The organism is Streptomyces sp. NPDC093111, from assembly GCF_040683955.1.
Classification (GTDB): Bacteria; Actinomycetota; Actinomycetes; order Streptomycetales; family Streptomycetaceae; genus Streptomyces.
In genome coordinates this window covers 1-20,234 of record NZ_JBFBNW010000011.1, presented here as the reverse complement: position 1 = coordinate 20,234, position 20,234 = coordinate 1, and the positions used below count along the sequence as shown (strand labels likewise).

15 protein-coding genes and 1 pseudogene are annotated in these 20,234 nt (G+C 67.8%); 10 read left to right on the top strand and 6 right to left on the bottom strand.

The features are described 5' to 3' along the window. Window positions 1-11 precede the first annotated feature (11 nt). The 4 genes and pseudogenes from AB0Q96_RS20160 to AB0Q96_RS20145 all read left to right on the top strand — a co-directional run bounded on the left by AB0Q96_RS20160 (window position 12) and on the right by AB0Q96_RS20145 (window position 2,125). The gene (locus AB0Q96_RS20160) at window positions 12-635 is read left to right on the top strand and encodes a hypothetical protein (RefSeq protein ID WP_365327230.1); all 624 of its coding nucleotides are present in this window, start codon (window positions 12-14) and stop codon (window positions 633-635) included. 64 nt (window positions 636-699) lie between these two features. Next, window positions 700-1,053 carry a hypothetical protein gene (locus tag AB0Q96_RS20155; protein ID WP_365327228.1) on the top strand — a complete coding sequence of 118 codons (354 nt, stop codon included), beginning with the start codon at window positions 700-702 and terminating at the stop codon, window positions 1,051-1,053. A gap of 597 nt (window positions 1,054-1,650) precedes the next feature. Further along, window positions 1,651-1,917: pseudogene (locus tag AB0Q96_RS20150) on the top strand (ISAzo13 family transposase); the annotation flags it as partial. 58 nt (window positions 1,918-1,975) lie between these two features. Beyond that, on the top strand, window positions 1,976-2,125 hold the full coding sequence (locus tag AB0Q96_RS20145) for a hypothetical protein (RefSeq protein ID WP_365327226.1): 150 nt from the start codon (window positions 1,976-1,978) through the stop codon (window positions 2,123-2,125). 480 nt (window positions 2,126-2,605) lie between these two features. Here the strand turns inward: AB0Q96_RS20145 and AB0Q96_RS20140 are convergent, their stop codons facing one another. Together AB0Q96_RS20140 and AB0Q96_RS20135 are read right to left on the bottom strand one after the other, a co-directional pair. Beyond that, window positions 2,606-2,773: a hypothetical protein gene (locus tag AB0Q96_RS20140; RefSeq protein ID WP_365327225.1), complete on the bottom strand. Its 168-nt coding sequence runs from the start codon at window positions 2,771-2,773 to the stop codon at window positions 2,606-2,608. A gap of 204 nt (window positions 2,774-2,977) precedes the next feature. Further along, a complete protein-coding gene (locus AB0Q96_RS20135; RefSeq protein WP_365327223.1) occupies window positions 2,978-3,115 on the bottom strand; it encodes a hypothetical protein in 138 nt (45 codons plus the stop codon). 1,301 nt (window positions 3,116-4,416) lie between these two features. On the opposite strand from AB0Q96_RS20135, the gene AB0Q96_RS20130 reads away from it, so the two are divergent. From AB0Q96_RS20130 to AB0Q96_RS20105, 6 genes are all read left to right on the top strand, one after another. Next, window positions 4,417-5,469, top strand: coding sequence for a hypothetical protein (locus AB0Q96_RS20130; RefSeq protein ID WP_365327221.1), 1,053 nt, complete (start codon window positions 4,417-4,419; stop codon window positions 5,467-5,469). Window positions 5,470-6,246: 777 nt separating this feature from the next. Beyond that, window positions 6,247-6,552: a putative quinol monooxygenase gene (locus tag AB0Q96_RS20125; RefSeq protein WP_365327219.1), complete on the top strand. Its 306-nt coding sequence runs from the start codon at window positions 6,247-6,249 to the stop codon at window positions 6,550-6,552. A 275-nt stretch (window positions 6,553-6,827) separates the two neighbouring features. Next, window positions 6,828-7,817, top strand: a complete 990-nt coding sequence (locus tag AB0Q96_RS20120) for a malate dehydrogenase (protein WP_365327691.1) — start codon at window positions 6,828-6,830, stop codon at window positions 7,815-7,817. Window positions 7,818-8,073: 256 nt separating this feature from the next. Then, entirely contained in the window at window positions 8,074-9,678 is a 1,605-nt protein-coding gene (locus AB0Q96_RS20115; protein ID WP_365327217.1) for an FMN-binding glutamate synthase family protein, read from the top strand. 477 nt (window positions 9,679-10,155) lie between these two features. Further along, window positions 10,156-16,386 (top strand): DNRLRE domain-containing protein, encoded by a 6,231-nt coding sequence (locus AB0Q96_RS20110; protein WP_365327689.1) that lies wholly within the window; start codon window positions 10,156-10,158, stop codon window positions 16,384-16,386. Between the two features lie 75 nt (window positions 16,387-16,461). Further along, a complete protein-coding gene (locus AB0Q96_RS20105; RefSeq protein WP_365327216.1) occupies window positions 16,462-16,953 on the top strand; it encodes a hypothetical protein in 492 nt (163 codons plus the stop codon). A 213-nt stretch (window positions 16,954-17,166) separates the two neighbouring features. Here AB0Q96_RS20105 and AB0Q96_RS20100 read toward each other — a convergent pair whose 3' ends face one another. The 4 genes from AB0Q96_RS20100 to AB0Q96_RS20085 form a co-directional block, all read right to left on the bottom strand. Continuing rightward, window positions 17,167-17,610 carry a hypothetical protein gene (locus AB0Q96_RS20100; protein ID WP_365327214.1) on the bottom strand — a complete coding sequence of 148 codons (444 nt, stop codon included), beginning with the start codon at window positions 17,608-17,610 and terminating at the stop codon, window positions 17,167-17,169. A 78-nt stretch (window positions 17,611-17,688) separates the two neighbouring features. Further along, window positions 17,689-18,396: a hypothetical protein gene (locus AB0Q96_RS20095; RefSeq protein WP_365327213.1), complete on the bottom strand. Its 708-nt coding sequence runs from the start codon at window positions 18,394-18,396 to the stop codon at window positions 17,689-17,691. Between the two features lie 225 nt (window positions 18,397-18,621). After that, the gene (locus tag AB0Q96_RS20090) at window positions 18,622-19,251 is read right to left on the bottom strand and encodes a thioredoxin domain-containing protein (protein WP_365327211.1); all 630 of its coding nucleotides are present in this window, start codon (window positions 19,249-19,251) and stop codon (window positions 18,622-18,624) included. Window positions 19,252-19,482: 231 nt separating this feature from the next. Beyond that, complete coding sequence (locus AB0Q96_RS20085; protein ID WP_365327209.1) at window positions 19,483-19,917, bottom strand: MauE/DoxX family redox-associated membrane protein; 435 nt, start codon at window positions 19,915-19,917, stop codon at window positions 19,483-19,485. Window positions 19,918-20,234: the final 317 nt, after the last annotated feature.

Genomic DNA, 20,234 nt, shown 5'->3' with positions numbered 1-20,234 from the left:
ACTTCCCAGGCATGATCAGTCAGTTCATGACGTCGCACCACGAACGGAGTAACGACCAATCGACATTGCGGACACGCCCTAGAGAGGTCCGCGCAAGTCTCACCGCTCTGGGCCTGGACAGTGAGTTGCCCGAGCACTTCGAGCATGGCCTGCGCTTCGAGGTACGCAAGTCACTGGCGATGGGTGTGCGTTCCTTCCTCGCCGTGATCGTGTCCGGTTTTTGGACGATCTACCTGACCTTCTGGGCAGCCATCTGGGTGTCCGCGCTGCTCCTGGAACCTCGGAAGAACCTTCCTCCGTGGTGGAGCGACTCGGCCAAGGCGATCACCAGGGCGCCCGCCAAGGAAGTCGGCATCGAGATCCTGAGTCGTGTGGGGGTGACGCTGATTTCGATGATTGTGCTGGTGGCGCTCATGCTTGGTGGGTATCTGACGTCACGGATGCTGCGAGGCACGAGCCTGCTTCTCGCAATGGGGGGGGACTGGTCGGGCCTACTCGCCCGTCCCGATGGCGTCTTGGGTTGTGAACGCCTGCGGCACAGCTGCGGCGGCGCCGGTTCGCGAGCGGGCAGAGCTGTTGATCTCAGTGTCGGCGAAGCTCGGGGGCTTCACAGGGCTGCTGCTACGGGCGCATGATCTTCGGGGCGGGGTGTCCGGGCGCTCGAATCGAGGACGGGCCGCGAAGGCGCACGCACGGCTCGTGGTGGCCAAGTTGCACGAGATGGAGCTTGAGCTCGATCGAGACGCTGACGCGGCGGTGCGGACGCTGGCTGTTACGACTCTGACCGTTGCTGACCGGTACGCGGAGGGTCGGGTCTCCGCGCTCATGGATGCCGCCGAGCTCACCAAGACGGAACCGGTTCCTGCTCGGTCGCGCTGGGTCCGTCCCGGCCTGGCGCTCGCCGTACTCCTGTTGTGTGTCGGCGGGATCGCGACCTTCGAGATCCCGCAGGCCGTCGAACAGTTCGCCATCGTGGGAGCGGGCACCCTCGTCTCGCTGCTGCTTTACGGTCCCGGGGAGTTCCTGCCGCCGCGGCGTCGGCGTCCTCGCTGACGGGTACGAGAGCCTGCAATCCGTGAGGTGCGATCCCAGATAAGAGGTTGCCGGCCGCCGTCGTCGTGAAGGCTTGCCCTCATGGACTTCCGAGACACACCGCGTACTGAGTGATTGCCCGTCTTCGAGTGCCGTCGGGCGAGCTGCTACGCGAGGTCGACGCGCATGCACGCGGCTGGATCACAGAGGCCGCCGAGGAGCCTGTGCCGATGATGGAGAAGCCGGTGATGGACGAGGCCGTGGCGAGCCTGAGGCAGGCCAGCGAGTACGTATGCGGCGGCACGATGCACGCCGACTGCTTCACGGACGCCTCCCGCGCGGTGGACCTCGCCAAGGTTGTGGTGGCCAGCAACGTGGTCCTGGTACCGCGGTCCACGGCCGCGCACCCTACTTTGCCGCGGCCGTCCTGGCGCTCCGTGACGGCCGCGGGTCGTGGCAGGTCGAGCCAGTCGGTAGCGGATTGGCCGGCCACGCCATGTAAGTGTGACGCCCCCCTCGGTCGGGGACCGAGGGGGGCGTGCTCGTAGGGAGTCGGCTACCTAAGGGCCTGCCGATCATCAAGGTGTTGCCTTCAGAGCTGGGGCTCGTTGGTGTCGTATGCGCATCCCGGACGAGACTTGTGATCAACTTGCCGTGAAGTTCGCGGTGTTGTTCCCACACCTGGACGAACGACAGCGGCGGCTGCTGATGCCCGCGGAGGCCCCAGGACTGGGCCATGGCGGCATTCAGGCCGTGGCCCGGGCGGCCGGGGTGAGCGGGACAACGGTTCGCAAGGGCATGTCCGACCTGGAGACAGGCCAGTTCCTGATCGGGCGGGTGCGGCGGCTGGGCGGCGGACGCAAACGCGTCGCGGACCTCGACCCTGGACCGACCCGGTGACCCTGACGGGTCAGCTCGGCCGCCAGCGTGCGGGTCGACTTCGTTGTCCACCGCAACGGCGACGGAACTCTTCCGCACGTGCGCACGGTTCGCCGATGGCGAGAGCGCGGAGAACGAGGATGAGCCGGTGATGCGGGCCACCCGCATCACCCTGCGTCTGCTCGCCCAGCGGATCGGGCAGCTCACCGAGTAGATCAACGCTCAGGAAGGGGAGGGTAAGAGCCGGCGTGAGGTTGTCCGATGCCTCGAACGTCACGCTGCCCGGGAGGTCTTCCACCGGGTCAGGAGCGCGTAGTCGTGGCCCCGGTCACAGGGGTGCGAGGGGTGCTCGGGTCTGGCTGGTGATCGGCGGTGACGCGCAGGAGGAGGGTGTCGTCGGCCGTGCTCCCTCCAGGCGTGAGCGGGGCGGGGGAGTGATCCGAGGAGTGCGCGTCGGTCGGGGGCCGGTGCGGAGAGACGTGGCGTCCGGTGTCAGGGTGGGTGTCGCCTTGGTGCCCGTCGAGGGGAAGCTCCGTAGGCGATGTGTCTGGAGCGGTGATTCCTTGGTGAGGAGACGGGATCGCGTCGTTGTCCTTCGCGTAGCGGGAAGAGTCGTCCTGGTGGCGGTGCATGGGAGCCTCGCTTTCGTGTTGTTCTCGTGAGGTGCCTGGTGGCCGGTGCCGCGCCGTGGTCGTTATCGCTGGGGGCGGTGGCGCTTCAGGCGTCGTACGGTCAGCAGTCCCGTCACCAGCAGGTGACCTGCGATGGCGGCGACCAGGACCATGCGACCGGGGCCTGTGGCCTCCGGCGGGATGCCGTCTGCGAGGGCATGGGCGCCGGAGGCGGCAAGGAGTGTGCGCATCGGTCCTCCGGGTGAATGAAGTCGGGCTCACCTCTGGGAGGCTCCGAAGTAGCCCTGGTTGAGTTGCGGTGCTCGGCCGCTTCCTGATGGGACCTTCGGCCCCGGTCCGCGACGTCCGAGGCCGAACTGCGGCTGCCCAGGGTGGCTCAGACGGCGCGCTGGGGTTCCCTCGGTGTGTCCTGGGCGGGCTGGGTGTCTGCGGGGTCAGCCGGTGTTGACCTCGGTGCCGATCGACGAGACGGTGGCCCCGACGAGGGGCGAGCAGGTGCCGATCGACGTCTGACCGTTGCCGACCCAGGGCCCGTACCGGACGTGGCGGACCATGTTCTGGCGGCACGTCACCTTCGCGCGGAAGTTCCCGACCCTGCCGATCCCGGCACACCTGGCCGCGCCGCCACCCCGGACCTGCCAGGTGTTGCACGTGTACCGAGGCTGGGGACGGTCGTCCGAGGCCGGATTGGGTGCCGCCGATGCCCCTGGGGTGCCCAGAGCGACGGCTACGGCGACGGCGCTCAGGAACACTGATGCGCGGCGGCGGAACAGGCCGGCAAGCCATCTCATGAGGCTCCATGTGCTTGGACCCGGTTGACGGGCTCTTCGACGTGGGTCTGGCTCACGTGTGGTTCACCTCGTACCCGACCGAAGTGACGGTCGCTCCGACGAGGGGCGAGCATGTGCCCGTGGACGTCCGTCCGTTGCCGACCCAGGGCCCGTACCGGACGTGGATGACCATGTTCTGGCGGCGCGTCACTTTCACCCTGAAGTTCCCGATGGCGCCGAGACTCGTGCACTTGGCGGATCCGCCGCCGTTGACCTTCCAGGCATTGCACGAGGCCCTGGGGTGGGCAGGCGGTCGGCTCGGTTCAACGGCCGACGCGGTGGCCGCGTGGGAGCCGGCAAGCACGCAAACTGTAGCGGCGCTCACCGCTAATTTCATGGAACGCAAGGGAAATCCTCACTGGTCACGATCATCGAAGGGGCGGTCCTCATTCCCTCTCCCGCGCTTCGGCCAGTGTTGTCGGGCAGCGGCCGCGGGCAGAGGGAGGGATGCGGCGTTCCGGTCCCGTCCAGTCAGAAAGGCCCGGTTCGACGCGTTCTGTGTCCCCATCAGCCTCAACCGGGGCGTTCCACCATGAGTAGGCCATCCAGACCTTTCGCCTCAGAAGCCCAACTTATGACTCGGTCCGCGTGCAGTTCGTCGGCAGTCGCTGGCTGGGACCCGCTCGGGGCGTTGTGGCGCGGCGGACCAGTTCACCCGCGCGCGTGAGCATCTCCTGCCGGCACCCTCGGGTGACGGAGGCTCGGGGGCGGCCACCCCGTCCACACGGAGATCGCTCGCCCGCATCGGCCGCTACGCCGGCCTGCTTTGACATCCATCCGCATCGGGTGGCCGCTTCGCCCGCTGCCTCGGCTTCCCCTCTCCCTTGACCTGGGGCGACGCCCGGGCATCACTGCTGGGCAGGCGGACCCGGGTAGCTCTCCGGGATTCATGCGGGGGTGTCGCCGACGTCTGGCACGGTCGGCCATAAGCCCGTTCTATGACCCCATAGGTGTTTAGGCGCTACCCGTCCGTTTGTTGTATGGGGGAGGTTTGTGGCAGTAAATCCGAGAGAGATTGAGGAATTGTGCGTTTGAGGAGAGTCGTGCTCGCTGCTACGGCCGGGGTGCTGGCGCCGGCGTCATCCCTGGCCGCGCCAGTCGCCGCGGCGGAGTCTGCCGTCCTTGCCCCGGACCCGGTGCCGGAACTGGACGGGGCGGCCGATGAGGAACGCCCAACCCCCGGCGCGGTCCCGGCGGGTACGGACAGGTCAGTGGCGACGGGGCGGTCTGCCCGGCTGCGGCTGCCGCAGACAGCGTCTGCTGCGGAAGCCGCTGAGCAGCGGGAGGCCACCGCCCCGCAGGAGACGCCTGCCGGGTCCGTGGAGCCTGCACCGCAGTCCGCAGAGGAGACGGACGGTCAGCCTGCGGCGAAGGCCCGTTGGCCGAGGCCGGCGGAGTTCGCTTGGCGGGACGGCCCGAAGAACCTGGAGGCCGGAGGCGACTGGGCGCAGGCCCACCTGATCCTGGACAACTCCAACGGCGCGCTGAACGAGGGCGACCCCTACAAGCTGAGCTTGAGGATCTTCCCCGTCGCGCCGAAGCCAGAGGACGCCCGGGTGCAGGTATTCCTCGACGGGGCATGGTGTGACACCGAGCCCCCCACCCCGGATGCGGGGTCCTCGGTGACCACGTTGATGGAGGGGATCGGATTCCCGGCGGAGCGAGTCGTGATACCCATCCGTGTTCAGGTCAGCGCCAACGTTCCCCCGGCTGATAGCGCCAGTATCGTAGCCCGGCTGAACGGCCCGCACTGGCAGGGATCCACTCCGCACTCCATCAAGATCACGGCCCCCGATCCGGGGAGCGAGGAGCCGGGCAGCGGTGAGGCCCCGGGCAACGGCGAACACTCCTCCGATTCGACATCAGATCCTCTTCCGCGGCCTGAACCTGAGCAGGGTGCGGTGATCCCCGCCGACGACACCGCTGCTCCTGTCGAAGGCCGTCCCGAGCAGATCGGCACCGCTGGCGCTCTAGCTGACACCGGCGCGGGCGAAGGCGCTGCGTGGGTGCTCGGGATAGGAGGGACGGTAGCCATGATTGGGGGAGCTGTTGTTGCCGGTTCAGGGAGGCACCGCCGCCCGCAGCGATCCCGCTAGCGTCTAGTTCACCGCCACCGCTACTTTGCCCCGGTCGGCTGAACCGTGGTCCACGCGGCCTGGATGATGATCTGCACGAGGGTGTCGGCGAGCACATCCTCAGTAGACAGGCGTGCCCGTGGCCTGGGCGAACGCAGCATGGTCGGCCATCTCGTTGCCCTGGTCCCAGGTCAGGGATCGCATGGTGTCGGTCAGCGCGCGCTGGAACTGTTCGGCCCCGTGCCCGTCGACTGCTTCGCGTGTGCGTCGTCTGGCTGTGAGGGGCGGGCATCGGGTCCTCCGACGCCCACCTGTGCTGGCAGACGTGGGTCCGGGCCCTCCGGAATCGCGTGGAGCCGGCCCGCCCGCGAGTGCCCGGCCTCACCCACATGCCGGTGAGCCGTCCGTAGTGTTCCGGTGGGGCCGGCGCACAGGTAGGCGACGACCATGCGCTGTGTCGCCCGTGCGGCTCCGCCCCCGCGGGGCGCGCGTCAGCCCATGGGCGGGGTGCCGAGGCCAAGGACTCTCGGTCCGCGAACCATCGACATCATCACCGACACCATCGGCCAACCCACCGCTCCGTTCGTCACCGAACGTCGCGCCGGCGACCCCGCGAAGGTCGTCGACCGACGCCCGGCCGATCGAGCACACCCTGAATGGGAAAGCCCAGTACGACGTCCACGACATGGTCACCTCCGCCTGGGACGGCTGGTGCCTGCGCCACCCCGAAGCCCGCCTCCCACGCTGACCGTCACATTCCGAAGATTCCCCGCCCCAGCAGCAACTCTGGAGAGAATCATGCCCGTTGTCATTGCCACGATCCTGACCAAGCCCGGCCACCGCGACGACGTCCTGAACGTCTTCACCAAGCACATCCCCGACGTGCACGCCGAGCCCGGCTGCCAGATGTACGCCGCCCACGCCGGAGTGGACCGGGTCGTAGTCGTGGAGAAGTGGGCCGACCAGACCAGCCTGGACGCCCACAGCCAGGGCCCGGTCCTCGCCGCCATCGCCGACGAGATCACCGACCACCTCGACGCACCCCTCGACATCGCCATCACCGAACCCGTCCCCGCCGGCACTCCCACCAAGGGACAGCTGTAGCCGCGGCACGTATCAACCCGGCCCAGAACGCTGTTTGCCGTAAAGGAAATTCACGGACAGCCAAGGGACGGGATGCTCCCTTCCGTACGGCACCTTGTCATCTTTCCCACGGGGCCGTGGGCCATGACCGCATGCTCTCGGCACACCCTCGAGGTACGGCCGAGCGGACCTGCTCACCCGGGTGCCCGTCCGGGGACCGAGAGAAACCGCATGCTCAGGTCACCCGCTGTCGTACTTCTGGCTTCCGCTTTCACACCTCATAGATAGAGATCATGATGACCAGCACTCCCGTGAATGTCACCGTCACCGGCGCGGCCGGCCAGATCGGCTACGCGCTGCTCTTCCGCATCGCCTCCGGCCACCTCCTCGGCCCGGACGTGCCGGTCAGCCTGCGTCTCCTGGAGACCACACCGGCCCTGAAGGCCGCCGAAGGCACTGCCATGGAGCTCAACGACTGCGCCTTCCCGCTACTGCGAGGCATCGCCATCACCGATGACCCGAACGCCGCCTTCGACCGCGCCAACGTCGGCCTGCTCGTCGGTTCGCGCCCGCGTACCAAGGGCATGGAGCGCGGCGATCTTCTGGAAGCCAATGGCGGCATCTTCAAGCCGCAGGGCAAAGCGATCAACGACCACGCCGCGGACGACATCAAGGTCCTCGTCGTCGGCAACCCGGCCAACACCAACGCGCTCATCGCACAGGCCGCCGCCCCGGACGTACCGCGTGACCGCTTCACGTCCATGATGCGCCTCGATCACAACCGTGCGGTCTCGCAGCTGGCGAAGCACACGGGGAAGCGGGTCGAGGACATCACAAGGGTGACGGTCTGGGGAAACCACTCCGCGACCCAGTACCCGGACATCTTCCACGCACACATCGCCGGCAGGCCTGCGGTCGAGGTCGTCGAACACGGGAAGTGGCTCGTGGACGAGTTCATCCCGACCGTCGCCAAGCGCGGCGCCGCGATCATCGACGCCCGTGGCGCCTCCTCGGCCGCCTCGGCCGCCAACGCCGCCATCGACCACGTCCACACCTGGGTCAACGGCACCGCCGAGGGCAACTGGACCTCCATGGGAGTCCCGTCGGACGGCTCCTACGGCGTCCCGGAGGGCCTCATCTCCTCCTTCCCCGTCACCTGCAAGGACGGCGCGTACGAGATCGTCCAGGGCCTGGACATCAACGACTTCTCCCGCACCCGCATCGACGCCTCCGTCAAGGAACTCTCCGAGGAGCGCGACGCCGTCCGCGCCCTCGGACTCATCTGAGCCACATCACCCTGGCATAGGGCTTGGGCCTACGCGTTCGCCATCCTCGCCATCCTTTCTCTCGTGTCCGGCCGAGTCCGCACGGCAGAGGAGGAGTCGGACGCCTGTGCGTGGGTGGGTTGGTCGAGCGCGGTTTCCTGCAGTTTGCCTGCGGGGTGCATTCGTCTGTCGCGGCTTCCGGAAGTCGCTGGATTTTCTCATCGTGGTGCGTTGGGGCACCGCCATCGCATGGTGCTAACGGATCTGAGGCTCTGCCATGAACACACTCCGCTCGCTTGCCCGCTACTGCGGACTAGCTGTAGCCACTGCTGCAGCAGCGCTCGCCACGGCGCTGGCCCTGACTGGGTCGCCCTGGTGGTGGGTGCTCGCGGTGCCGGTACTGGGGCTGACCGCACTGGGCGTGTGGGACGTCCTTCAGCGCCAGCACGCGATCCTGCGCAACTACCCCCTGCTCGGCCACGCCCGCTTCATGATGGAGAGCATCCGGCCGGAGCTGCAGCAGTACTTCGTGGAGCGCAACTTCGACGGCCGGCCCTTCGACCGGGACGTACGGGATGTGGTCTATCAGCGAGCCAAGGGGGCAGAAGCGAAGCAGGCGTTCGGAACCGAGCGGGATGTCTACGCGGTAGGGCACGAGTTCCTGACCTCGTCGATGGCACCTCGCCCTATGCCCGAGCATCCGCCGGCCGTCCGGGTCGGCGGACCGGCTTGCACACAGCCGTATGCGATGGCATTGCTCAACGTCTCCGCAATGAGCTTCGGCGCTCTGTCGGCGCATGCCGTCCTCGCTCTCAACAAGGGAGCCGCCATGGGCAGGTTCGCCCACGACACCGGAGAGGGCGGCATCTCCGAATACCATCTGCGCCACAGCGGTGACCTCATCTGGCAGATCGGGACCGGATACTTCGGCTGCCGCACACCGGGCGGAACCTTCGACCCCGACGCCTTCGCAGCCATGGCTGCTCACCCCAACGTCAAATGCGTGCTGTTGAAACTCTCCCAAGGGGCGAAGCCCGGCATCGGGGGCGTGCTCCCAGGGGCGAAGGTGGATGCGGAGATTGCCGGCATCCGTGGTGTCCCTCAGGGTCGCACGGTCGTGTCGCCGCCGCACCATCGTGTCTTCTCGACCCCGCGAGAACTGATCCGCTTCGTTGCCCGCATGCGGGACCTGGCCGGCGGAAAGCCCGTCGGGTTCAAACTCTGTGTGGGGGACCGCGTTCAGGTGCTGGCCGTGTGCAAGGCGATGCTCGCAGAGGGAGTGACACCTGATTTCATCGTCATCGACGGAGCAGAGGGCGGCACCGGAGCAGCCCCGCTGGAGTTCGCCGACCAGGTCGGGATGCCGCTCACCGAGGGACTGATGACCGTCCACAATGCCCTGGTCGGCACAGGACTGCGCGACCGGATACGCATCGGCGCGAGCGGCAAGATCGCCACTGGGGCGGATATCGTCAAACGGCTCGCCCAGGGAGCAGACTTCACCAACGCAGCCCGCTCGATGATGTTCGCCATCGGGTGCATCCAGGCACAGGCATGCCACACCAACGCCTGCCCGGTCGGCGTCGCCACGCAGGACCCGCGCAGGGCCCGCGCGCTGGACGTGGCCGACAAATCCGAGCGCGTACGCCGCTACCAACAGGCCACGGTCCGCAGCGCACAGCAGATCATCGCATCCATGGGCCTGGACGACCCCTCGCAGTTGCACCCACGGATGGTGCGGCGCCGTGTCAGCGTCGACGGAGCGATCCGCTCGTACGCCGAGCTGCATGAATGGCTCGAAGACAAGCAACTGCTGAACGGGCCGCCGTCATCGTGGCAAGCGGACTGGGCCGCGGCCGACCCAGACCGCTTCAACCCCTGAGCCGGCTTCGACGCGGATGAAACGGGACCTGCCCATCTCATCGAACTCATCCTTGGGCGAAGTGAAGAATCCCGTGATCTCGGCCGCTTGATCACTACTCCGCGAGGGCGTGCTGGTACCGCTGTCTGGTCTCAGCTGGTGTGAGGCAGCCGAAGACCTTGTGTCTGCGCAGGCGACCGTATGCCGGTGACCTTGCCGCGGGCGACGCTACGGATGATGCCGCCGCGCTCGTAGCCGGGCGGCGCAGTCACATCCCCAGCGGAGTCGCTCCGATCGCCCGTCCCAGATCACCACTCGCAACGAAGTTGGGAGGCGGAGACAAGGCATACCCGCATTTCGATACCGGTCGTACAACGGAGGGAACGGGGAGGGTTCGTGTTGGATCGTCAAGAGTTGGAAACCAAGCACGGGAGAACGTGGTCGGGACGGAGCCTGAAAGGCGTCTCCGGCGGCCTTGCGCTGCTTCTGGCTGTCACTATGGTGGCGGGCGCCCCGGCGTCCGCCGCGGAGCCCACTGCGAAGGCCGACACGAAAGCCCCGGTCACCGAGGCTGCCGACCTTGCGTCGGCGAGAGTGGCCGCAAAACTTTCGGGGAAGAGGGTCGAAGCTCTTTCAGAGCGCACGGAGACGTCGACCACGTGGGCGAACCCGGATGGCAGCCTTACCTCAGACCTGTCGGCTGGTCCCATCCGTTTCGAACGTGACGGGACTTGGACCGACGTCGATGTCAGCCTTCACAAGGCGGCAGACGGCACGATCGAGCCCCTCTCGCATCCCAACGGCCTGGAACTGTCGGGAGGGGGCGGTGCAAAGGCCCGTTCCTTGAAGGTCGCTGGCAATGCTCCAGCCCGCGACCTGGTGACGCTCGGGGAGGGCGATGAGCAGATCGCCCTGCAATGGAAGGGCGGTCTGCCGGCCCCGAAGCTGAACGGCACCCGCGCCACCTACCCGGAAGCGGTGCCGGGCGCGGATGTGATCGTGGAGGCGACCCGGACCGGGTTCGAGCAGTTCGTCGAGATCAAGCAGAGGCCGACGACGGACGGCTACTCCTACACTCTGCCGCTGAAGACCAAGGGCTTGGACGTCAAGGAGCAGGCGGACGGGAGCCTGCTGTTCCTGGACGAGGAGAAGAACAAGCAGGCGGTGATGCCGGCGCCGGTGATGTGGGATGCCACCACCGATGAGATCTCCGGTGAGCACACGAACCGGGCGCCGGTGGCGATGAAGGTCGTCAAGACCAGCGACGGCGTGGACCTGATCCTCACCCCCGACGCCAAGTTCCTGGCTGATCCGGCGACGAAATTCCCGGTCACCGTGGACCCCTCGACCGGCAACCTCGGCAACGTCTTCGACACCTATGTCCAGCAGGGCGAGACCCGCGACTGGTCCACGGACACCGAACTCGACCTCGGCAACCCCGGCACCAAGAACCGCAACGGCACGCCGCGTACGGCGCGTTCCTTCATCACGTGGAACACCGCGCCGATCGCCGACTCGCTGGTCTCTTCGGCGACGCTGTCGCTGTGGAACTTCCACTCCGCCAATACGGACTGCAAGCCGTACCCATGGGAGGTGTGGGCGACCGGGAAGGCGTCGACGTCGTCGCGGTGGACGGCGCAGCCGGCATGGACGGCGAAGAAGGCCACCTCCACCCAGACCAGGGGCAACCCTGGCTGCTCCTCGCAACCGGATGGCTGGATCACCGCGGACGTCAAGACGCTGGTGCAGGAGTGGGCCTCGGCGAAGAACACCACCTCCGGCATGGGCCTGCGCGCCGCCTCGGAGAGCGTGGTGGCGCAATGGAAGCGGCTCAACTCCGCGAACGCCGCGAAGAATCCGCCGAAGCTGACCGTCACCTACAACTACCGCCCCGGGGTGGGCAGCAAGCAGGAGGCCGGGCCGCCGTACTTCTCCTACTCCGGCGCCTACGTGGTCAATACACTGCGGCCGGTGCTGAGGGACACCATCACCGACAGGAACGGTGACAAGGTCAACGCCACCTTCCAGATCTTCGACACCGCGACCAACCGGCAGGTCGGCAACCTCCTGGTCTCCCCCTACGTGGCCTCCGGCCAACCGGCATCGGTGACCGTCCCGGCCGGGGTGCTGGCCGAGGGCAGGAACTACAAGTTCCGCACCAACTCCTACGACGGTACGCACTACAACAACGCGTGGTCGGCGTGGAAGAGCTTCACCATCGACACCCGCGCCCCGTCCGCCCCCACCAGGATCACCTCCACGGACTATCCCGGCGACACGTGGGTGGGCGGTGCGGGCAAGTCAGGCACGTTCACTGTCACTCCGGCTTCGGCGGACATCAACTGGCTGGAGTGGTCGCTGGACGGCGCCACTTGGACCAAGGTCGGTCACACCAGCGCTGCTGCGAAGAACATCTCCGTCACCCCGGCCACCGACGGAACGCATACCCTGCAGGTGCGGGCCGTGGACAAGGCCGACAACCGTTCCGAGGCAGCCTCGTACACCTTCCGTGCCGGGCCCGGCGGGTTCATCCAGCCAACCGAAGGCGAGCGCACCGCCCGGCGTCTGCCACTCGTCGCCGAGGGCGACGCCGGAAGGTTCGACAAGGTGTCCTTCTCCTGGCGTCGCTCCGAGGCCGATGCATGGCACCAGATACCCGCGCGCGACGTCACCAGCATTGAGCGCACCGGCGTGACCTGGCCGGTGGCGATGTCCGGCGGGAAGAACAAGAAGCTGTCGTGGGACGCGGCCAAGACCGTCAACCCCGATGGCACCGTCCAGATCAAGGCCGACTTCACCGGCCCGAACAACGCCACTGGATCCACCACCGCGCGCACGGTGGTCGTCGATCGCAACGCTACGGGCGCCAACACCGAGGACGTCGGCCCCGGCAGCGTGAATCTCCTGACCGGTGACTACAGCCTGTCCGTGACCGATGCGTCCGCATTCGACCTGTCTGTCAACCGCTCCGCGTCGTCCCGCCATCCTGACGCGGGGGCGAAGCAGGAGGGGCAGGCGCCGATCTTCGGAAAGGAGTGGGTGGCCGGCACCACGGCCGAGATCACCGACTCCGATTACGCATACCTGCGCCGCATCTCGGACACCGCGGTGGACGTCGTCGATTCCGAGGGCGACCCGATCCACTTCACCGCCAACAAGGCGAAGAACGGCTGGGTCTCCGAGCCGGGCGCCGAGGATCTCGCCCTCAAGGGCAGCGTGACCGGCACGTTCACGCTGTCGGATCCCGAGGGAACGGTCACCACCTTCACCAAGCCCGACACCGCCTCACCTACCTGGCAGGTGTCTTCAACGCTCCTGGACGGTCTGGCGAACTCGGCCACCACCGTGGTCTCCGAGACCGTCACGGTGGACGGCAAGAAGCTGGCGCGTCCCAAGCGGGTCATCGCGCCCACCTCTGCTGCGACGGCCGCGGCCTGCACCTCGGCGCCGTCGACCAAGGGCTGCCGGGCCCTGGAATATGTGTACGCCTCCTCTACTACGGCCACGGGCAGCACGCTGGGTGACTTCAAGGATCAGGTGAAGGAACTCAAGCTCTGGTCCACCGAACCGGGCGCCACGGCAGCGAGCGCCAAGCCGATTCAGACCTACCGCTACGACGACAAGGGCCGCCTGCGCGAAGCCTGGAACCCGCTCGTCACCCCGGCGCTCAAGACCGCCTACACCTACGACGCCGCGGGCCGGGTCACCGGCCAGACCCCGGCCGGTGAGCTGCCCTGGACGTTCACCTACGGCAAGGCCGGACACGCCGACACCGCCGGCGAGGGCATGCTGCTGAAGGCATCGCGCCCCAAGCTCAAGCCGGGCAGTGCCGACCAGACGGATGACACTGCCAGCACCAGCATCGTGTACGACGTGCCGCTGGCCGGAGTGAAGGCCCCGCACCAGATGGGTCTGCACGACATCGCCCTCTGGGGGCAGCAGTACGCGCCCACCGACGCAACAGCCGTACTCCCGGCTGATGCCGTACCGTCCTCCCACTCCGGAGGGGACCTCGACAACGCCGCCTTCACGCGCGCCACCCTCCACTACCTGGATGTGTCGGGCCGCGAGGTCAACACCGCAAAGCCGGGCGGACACATATCCGCCACCGACTACGACGAGAACGGCAACGCGGTACGCGAACTGACCGCAGCCAACCGCGCACTCGCCCTCGGCGTCAGCGACGGAGACAAGGCGCAGCTGGCCGAGCTCGGCATCACCGCCCTCGACAGCTCGGAACGCGCGGAGCTGCTGGCAACACGCTCGATCTACAACGAGGCCGGTACCCGGGAGCTGCAGGAGCTCGGGCCGTTGCACCGCGTCGACCTCACCGCGGACGTGAAGTCCGGCTCCAGCACCGACATCCCGGCCGGCACCCCGGTCGCCGCACGCGGCTGGACGGTCAACGAATACGACGCGGGCCGTCCCACCGACGGCACCGCCAAGGTCCGGGACCAGGTCACCAAGAGCACCACCGGTGCGCAGGTCCGCACCCATCCCGACACGTTGGCCGACGCCCGGGTCACCCAGACCGTGTACGACTGGGTCAAGGGCTTGCCCACCAAGTCGATCCAGGACCCCGGCGGCCTCGCCCTGACCACCACCACCGAGTACGACGCGCAGGGCCGCAAGACAAAGGAGATCCCGCCCGGCTCGACCGGCAGCGACGCCGCGGCCCGCGTCACCACCTACTGGTCCGCCACCGGCAGCGGCGCCTGCGCGAGCCGGCCCGAATGGGCCGACCAGCTCTGCTCGGTAGGACCGGCCGGCGCCGTCACCGGCGGCGGATCCAACCCGACCCAGATGCCGACAACCACCACCGAGTACAACTGGTGGGGCCAGCCAGCCAAGGTCACCGAAAGCGCCAACGGCACCACCCGCACCACCACAACCACATTCGACGGCGCGGGACGCCCGGTGACCAGCAAGGTCGCCGGCGGCGTCGGCCAGGCCGTGCCCGAGTCCACCACGGTCTACGACCCTGCCACCGGCCATGAGATCAAAACGACCTCGCCCACCGGCGGCACCATCACCAAGGCGTACGACAAGCTCGGCCGGCAGATCTCCTACACCGACGCCGACGGCGCCACCACCACGACCGAATACGACCAGCTCGACCGCCCGACCAAGGTCACCGACTCGGTTCCCTCCACCGTCACCTACACCTACGACACCTCCATCGAGCCGCGCGGACTGGCCACCTCCACCACCGACTCGGTAGCCGGCACCTTCACCACCCGCTACGACGCCGACGGCAGCGTGACCAGCGAGAGGCTGCCCGGCGGCTACACCCTCAGCCAGGAAGAGGACCCCACCGGCGCACCCAGCACGCGGACCTACACCCGCGACAGCGACAAACTCCAGATCGTCGCCGACACCGTCAGCGAATCCATCCACGGACAAGTCACCAGGCATGCCGGCTGGTCCCAGCAGAACTACCGCTACGACAAGACTGGCCGGATGACCCGCGTCGAGGACACCGTGGAATCGGTGTGCACCACGCGCAGCTACGGCTTCGACAAGTCCACCAACCGCACCTCGCTGACCACCGCCTCCGCCGCCCAGGGCGGCGACTGCGCCACCGGCAACGGAAGCACGCGGAACTCGAGCTATGACAGCGCGAACCGCATCACCAACACCGGTTACGCCTACGACGCGTTCGGCCGTACCACGTCGCTCCCCGACCACGGCACGATCGGCTACTACACCAACGACCTCGCCTACCAGCAGACCGCCGACGGCAAGCGGCAGACCTGGCAGCTCGATGCCGCACACCGCTTCCGCTCCTTCACCGTGGAGACGGGCAGCGGCAGCACCTGGAGCCGTGAGCAATCCAAGCTCAACCACTACGACTCCGACAGCGACAACCCCCGCTGGATCGTCGAGGACACCACCTCCGGCGCACTCACCCGCAACGTCGATTCCGCCTCTGGGGACCTCGCCGCGACCACCAGCAAGGGTGGCGACACCGTCCTGCAGTTCACCAACATCCACGGCGACGTCGCACTCCAACTTCCGCTGGACTCCGCCATCGCCCCCGTCGCCGTGGACAACGACGAGTACGGCCAGCCGCGTCCAGGTCAGGAGGCGACCCGCTACAACTGGCTCGGTGGTAAACAACGTTCCGCGGAGACCCTCACTGGCCTGACTCTCATGGGCATCCGCCTCTACAACCCCGCCACCGGACGGTTCTTGTCCACTGACCCCGTCTACGGCGGAAACGCGAACGCGTACGACTACGTCAACGCCGACCCGGTCAGTATGTTCGACCTCGACGGCAAGTGGGGCCTGCCCAAGTGGGCCAAACGCGCAGGGCGCTTCGTGAAACGCAACATCGGCACCATCGCCACCGTCGCATCCGTCGCATCCATGTTCGTCCCCGGCCTCGGAGTCGTCGCCCTCGGACTCAACGTGTACGCCGCGAAGCGGGCCTGGTCATCTGGCGATCGCTGGGGTGTGGCCATGGCGCTTCCCGGCATCGGAATTGCCGGTAAGTCGCTGCGCATGGCTTCCAAGGCCAAGCGTGCGAAGCAAGCCTATGGAGCAGCCAGGAAGGCGCGCGTAAGGAAGACGAGCTCCACGAAACGCAGAGTCGCCCGTGCGGGCAGCCGCTACAGGTCTGCGGCGGGCAAGGCGACTCGCTGGGGCCGCTATGACGCCCGCTACACGACCTTCGGCGCCCACTACGCCACCGGCCAGAGCCTGTGGAACAACCGACGACGCCGATAAGTAGCTCACAACAGTAGGTGGTGGAGGGGAGCCATTCTGGATCCTCTCCACCACCGGATTCGAGAAACAACAGCCGTGGACCTCAGCTTCTATTTCGTAGGCAAGATCCTCTTCCTTGGGCGCCTCATCGGACACAACCCCACCGCTGAGGAGCGGCGTGAAGAACGTGAGCTATGTCAGCGCCTTGCGCGTCGTGAACGCCTGAGTCGCGATGAGCTGGATATCTGCGTTCCCGCAGCTGCCTGGGCATGGATTGGCGCCCTGATGACGTTCGTCGCCACAGCGGCGTTGAGCATGTTCGTCCTCGAAGACGTTCTGGACTTGAGCGGCTACCCACGGAAGATCTTCAGCTTTGGATTCCTATGTAGCTGGGGCGTGAGCCTCGTACTCGGTGCCCTGTACTACTACCGCGACGACATGCTGGTCCGCTCGGATGATGAGAGCGACTCCGCTCCATGGGTCAGGCGTATCGCGGCAAAGCTGTACTACCCGCGTGCCTATGACTTCTGGATCGCTTTGGCTGCTTCCATCTGGCCCGCGCTGTGGGGAGCCAATCTGGTTCCGTAGCGGGCGCCGCATCATAAACTGCTGCGCCTGTCAGGTGAGTAGCGCATCCCATCCGCTGGCACCCACCGAGCCACCCCTCCCTGAAGATCGTGAATGGGTGAACGGTAGCGGCGGGGACTGACAACGCTGCGGCCTGGCGTCGGGCTCTGCTCGACATCCCCGGTTGAGGTCTCCAGGCGGTCGACCGCATCACGGAGATCGACCGGACAGGCCCTAGGCTGGCAGGGCGGTCATGACCGTGGCTGGGGCATCCAGCCACGCCGTGGTCGCGCCGTCGGGTGTCACGGTCAGGCCGTACCGGTCGACAGCGGGCCGCCCGAGGCGCTCCCACTGCCTGTACGCGGCGGTGATCTCGTCCCACAGGGGGTGGGCTCCGGCTTGTGTGACGGTGAACTCCGCGCTGGTGCGGCCGTCGTAGTCGATGGCCGCCCAGGAGCCGCTGGTGTCGTCGAAGAGTTCCAGCCGGGTGTGCGCGTGGTCGCCGCTGGTGTCCCAGGCGAAGTGCGCGCCGGGGACGGTCAGGCCGATGTGGAACTCGGCGTCCAGGTCACCGCCGGCGACCTCCCAGGGTGACAGCGTCGTCGAAGAGCGGCGTCCGGCGCCGCCCAGGTCCGGTACCGGTGCGGCGCCGCGGGTGCCCGTGGTGGGGGTGGTCATCGGCATGAACGAGGCAAAGAAGTGGAACCGGCCTTCGCCGCCGCCGCCGCCGTCCTGGCCAGTGGTCAGGGCGAGTGTTCAGTACCGGCACCAGGCGGACGTCCACGGCGTCACGATCCGCCCGCCGGGCCGGACCTGCGCCGGCCACGCGGGCGGGATGTGGTCGACGGAGAACGTGGCCAGGATTCGGTAGCATGGGCCGCTGCCGGCTGCGCCGTCCGCTGCGTCCTCGCGGACCACGAGCGGGGCGTACCCGGCCGTTTTCAGGTTCTCCTCGGCCTGCCCGGCCAGCACCGGGTCCACCTCGATCGTGGTGACCGACCCCTCGCCCAGGAGAGCGCACAGCAGGCCCGCGTTGAACCCGGTCCCCGCCCCCAGCTTCGGCACCCGCTCCCCGTCCGCCTCGGCCGCACCGGCGGGTTCTGACAGCGGTGTGAGGCCGGTCAGGAGCAGCGTCCGCGCGACCATCGACGGCATCGATGCCGACGACGAGGGCAGCCCGTCGGTGAACTGGGTGACGAGCGGCTCGTCGGCGTAGGCCGTGGCCAGCCACCGCTCCGGCTCCGCGGACTGGTCGCAGGGCGCGTAGCCGCCGGCCCCGTCCCGCAGCCAGACCCGATCCGGCAGGAACAGGTGCCGCGGGACCCGGTGGAACGCCGCACGCAGCTGGTCTGGCAGCGGCGTGCCGAGCTGCTCGGTGACGGCGGCGAGGGGACCCTCGACGAGCGCAACGCCCGCGGGCACGGCCGGGCCAGGAGCGCGGGCGGGGGGAGGGGCGGCGGTCACGGGCTACTTCTTCTTGCCGGGGTCGGAGGGCGGCGGAGGCGGCGGGGGAGGAGGCGGCAACGGCCAGTTCGGCTGGTGCCCGTCGTCCCCGATCGGCGACCGGTGCTTGCCCTCCACGTCTACGAGTGGCTGGAGGAGGCGCAGTTGGTGAATGAGCCTCCGCAGTGGTGGCAGGCCGACTGGGACGCGGCCGACCCGGACCGGTTTCACCTAGCGGAGCGGCGGTCAGTTGCTGTGGACCGTTGCTTCCTGCTCGACCAGGGCGGTCAGCCGCTGGGGTGTGAGAGTTTCCGGGTCCTTCATGAGGTCACGCCCCTTGAAGAACAGTGCCGGTGTGCCCTGAATCTCGGTCTGCTGGTCGAAGGCCTTTTGGACCTTGGCGACCCAGGTGTCGTGGGTTCCCTCCTGGACCGCAGCGGTGAACCTCTCGCCGCTGAGTCCCTTCACGTTCTTCGCCAGCTTGAGGAGCAGGCGCTTGTCGCCGAAGGAGTCGACGTCCTCGGCCTCGGGAGGGTTGGCGTACAGCGTGTCGTGGTAGTCGCGGAACCTTCCCGCGTCCTGGGCCGCGGCCAGGGCGTTGGCCGCGTACCTGGAGCCCTTGCCCGGGACTATTCGGTCGACGAAGGACAGGATGTGGTAGTCGACACGTAGTTTGCCCGCGTCCTCCAGGGCGTTGATCGTCTCGTGGAGCTTGCCTTCGATCTGCGCGCATCCCGGGCAGCGAAGGTCCTCGTAGACCGTCAGGACAGCGGGGGCGTCGGACTGGCCTACGGTGATGACCAGGCCGCCCTCGTCGCTGATTCCCGCGGGGGTGACGACGGGCCGGTCGTCGGCCGTGCGGTTCGCCTGCACCATGACGGTGAGCGCAACCGCGCCGGTGAGCACCATGGCGATCCCGCCAGTGGTGGCTGCGCGTCGAATGCGGCGGTTGCGGAGTTCTTTGCGGCGGCGTTCGTATCTCAGACGCTCACGTGCGTCGCGCGGCTGGAGGGGTGCGGGGCGGACGGGCATGGGGACCTCTCGCGTACGGCTTTGCTTGGGGAAGGGCACGGAACGCTCTGCGTGTCCGCGGTGTACGGGCCCTGGTCAGGTGATCACGTTGTCGAGCGCGTACCGGCTCCGTGGCCGGCACAGCAGCCAGACGCCCGGGCAGATCAGGCCGAGATCCCGGAGGATCTCCTTGGCGTAGTGGGTGTCGGCGGGGTCGACTTCGCCGCCGCCACCGAAGCATCCGCAGTCGATGGCCAAGCCACGCTGCATCGCCTGGGCGATGGCGCCGACGAACGTCACCAGGAGGGCGGTGGACAGCAGGGCGGCGAGACGGACTCGTACGCCCAGGAGCAGAAGAACCGCGATACCGAGCTCCAGCACCGGCAGCCCGTGACCGACCGGTGCCACCCAGGACTCGGGCAGTATCCGGTACGCGCGAACCGCCTGGACGGACTGCTCCGGCTGCTGGAGCTTGGCCCAGCCGGCCCAGCACCACGCGGCGGCCAGCACAAGCCGGGCTGCGCCTGTCAACAGGCGCTCCCGTGTGCCTTCGCTCGTACTGTTCGGGCCCGGCAGGCGCCTGGTGCTCGATGTTCTCATCGCTCGTCACTCTCTTTTCGGCTGGACGGATCCCCTGCGGTCCCGGAAAGCGGGACCGTCGCGAGCCCAACTGCTGACAGGTCCCTGCGCCACCTACGCGGTGATCGACGTCTGCCTCGGTGCCCTCGGGCTCGAGTGGCTGTGTGCCGTGCACTAGGCCGTTTCCTTCGGATCATCTCGCCGACCAGACGAAGATGGCGGCGACGTGGAGTCCGGCCAGGTAGATGGTGGCGGTCTTGTCGTATCGG